We start from the raw sequence: 2,421 nt of genomic DNA on the forward strand, positions 1-2,421 counted from the left end.
ATCGGTGTCACAGACAACTTCTTCGAAGTCGGCGGAGATTCTCTCCTTGCATTAAAAACTGTGTATCGAATCTCAAAAGAAAATTTCACAAAAAAATATTCGATACAATATCTGTATACATATAAAAATATACAGAATATATGTAATGTGTTATCTACTATAAAATCTTCACATATTTATCCCTTAAACTCATCCACAAAAAAAGACATTCTTTTTTGCTTGCATCCTGCTTATGGCATCTCTCTTGCCTATAAGAATATTGCTCAAGTTCTTTCGGAAAAATGTGCGGTATTTGCTGTAGATTCTCCAGTGTTCCACGGTATTTTCAATGAGGTTGCTACACCTGACGAGATAATAAATTTTTATGCAGACTCCATAGAAAACCACGTGTCCGACACACGGTCATGTACATTACTTTCATGGTCTATCGGGAGTATTTATGTACATGCAATACGCGAAGAATTAACTAAAAGAAATTTTCTCATAAGTAGAGCGATTTTTTTAGATCCTTATATCCCAAATATTCCATATGAAAAAAATACATTTGAACTTAATTATGAATTAAATAAAGATGTCATAAATTTTTTGCATTCTCATAATATAGAAATTAATAAAGACGATATATTTGACTATCTTAGTAAAATATTTTTCGTGAATGAAAAAATAAAATCTTATGTTGGAGATATTATTTTTCAATCAGGAGATATTGTTGTTATTTCTGATGAATATAAAATTAACAATAATATGCATCAAAAATGTAATTCCGAGATATATAAATTATCTCAGAGCTCTCATGAAGATATTATTCATGATGAACGCTTAGAATTTCTTAAAAAAAAGCTTACATGAATGGAGACTTCCAAGCCTCACGTGGAGGGTTCTAAAAACTCTCTTTTCCGCCTGTATGAAAGTAGTAACCCATTGATATTGCTAATACTGGAAAAATCAAAACAGGGGTTTTTAGGACCCTCCACCTACCACTACCTTGTCATAATGCGTTTTGGGGTCTTCAGTAGAAGATTTACAGGGTGCGGACATTACCTGATAGATGGTCGACGGATGCGATGCTGTTGGGGGCGATCTCTCTTTCTTAGCCCACCACAGTGAGGCGCCGGGACTGGAGAAAGGTGCAGTCTACTATGGACATCAGGGCCTGGTCGGTGCACGCTTGTCCATGATCGCCCCTCAAAATAATCGAGATCCACTTCCTCTTTGAGTTGCTGATGTGGCTGTTTGGACTTGTAACGGTTTTGTGCCGGTATGTGATTTCTTTTACGCGGCTTTGGCCTCTAAAGCGAGGGGGCTGATATTCCCGAGATAGGAATGGCGCCGTCGCAGATTATAGAAACCGTTGATATATTGAAAGATGGCGGCTGTTGCCTGACGCCGTGTTGGCCAGCTTTGTCCCTAAAGCATTTCGGCCTTCAGGCTCTTGAAAAAGGTCTCGACCACGGCGTTGTCGTAGTAGTTTTCTTTGCCGGACATGGACGCTGTCATCTTGTATTCCGTCAGTTTCTTCTGAAAATCATGGGAGCAATATTGGCTGCCACGACCAGAATGGAAAATACAGCCAGGTGGTGGGTTGCGTAGACGCATCGCCATATCAAGCGCCTTGATAGCAAGGTCCTTTTTCATTCGGTCACTGGCGGCCCATCCGATAACACGGCGGCTGAACAGGTGGAGGGTTCGAGGCTCAGGACTTGTCTTATGAAATCCGGGTCGCTGTATGTGCGATAAAGGCAGCAGTCAGGAGGTGGCCACCTCCTGACTGCTGGAGAGAGCGGGTCAGGACAGGCCATGATGGGCCGCGAATGAGTATGACCGCCTCTTCTTTTCCTCGGGCCTGAACGGATACCTGGGAGAAAATCCCGGATGACAAGCATAGGGCAATGGGAATGGCACAGACATGCGCAAAGCAGGAGAGTAATGCCGTTGTTGTTGGCATTGATGTTTCCAAGGATCATCTTGATGCCGCTCAATATCCATCTGGTGACCTGATCCAGACTTCCAACGATACGAAAGGCCTCAGAACGCTTCTACGATGGATTGGCAGGCAACGTGCTGCACATGTTGTCTTCGAGGCGACCGGCCCTTTCCATCGTCAACTGGAGAGTCATCTGGCCAAGGCCGGCATCCCATTCTCATGGGTCAATCCGCGACACGCAAGAAAGTTTGCTGAAGCAACCAAAAAGCTTGCAAAAACGGATCGGGTAGATGCCGTGATGCTGGCCAGGATGGGGCACTTCTCGAACCCAGGACCTGGAGGGATCGAAGAACCGTTAATTGGTTCTTTTTTGCGTGTTGCTTGCTGGTTTGTTGACCTGATTTTCACTCTGCGTTTTGAGCAGAGTGAAAGTCTCATGCTCTGGATTGCTACGCTGCGGCGTTAATTCGCTCCAGTAGGAGAAAGCGGCGCATATT

2 protein-coding genes and 1 pseudogene are annotated in these 2,421 nt (G+C 43.6%); 2 read left to right on the forward strand and 1 reads right to left on the reverse strand.

The genetic code is table 11. From position 1 onward, the window contains the following. On the forward strand, positions 1 to 849 hold an 849-nt coding region (locus AD948_RS00290; RefSeq protein WP_169797362.1), incomplete at its 5' end, for a thioesterase domain-containing protein. 423 nt (positions 850 to 1,272) lie between these two features. Here AD948_RS00290 and AD948_RS18550 read toward each other — a convergent pair. Further along, positions 1,273 to 1,683 (reverse strand): annotated as a pseudogene (locus tag AD948_RS18550) (DDE-type integrase/transposase/recombinase); the annotation flags it as partial. A 212-nt stretch (positions 1,684 to 1,895) separates the two neighbouring features. Between AD948_RS18550 and AD948_RS00300 the strand changes: the two are divergent. Further along, entirely contained in the window at positions 1,896 to 2,390 is a 495-nt protein-coding gene (locus tag AD948_RS00300) for an IS110 family transposase (protein WP_169797363.1), read from the forward strand. The last annotated feature ends 31 nt before the right edge of the window (positions 2,391 to 2,421 follow it).

The organism is Acetobacter senegalensis (genome assembly GCF_001580995.1).
GTDB classification, from domain to species: domain Bacteria; phylum Pseudomonadota; class Alphaproteobacteria; order Acetobacterales; family Acetobacteraceae; genus Acetobacter; species Acetobacter senegalensis.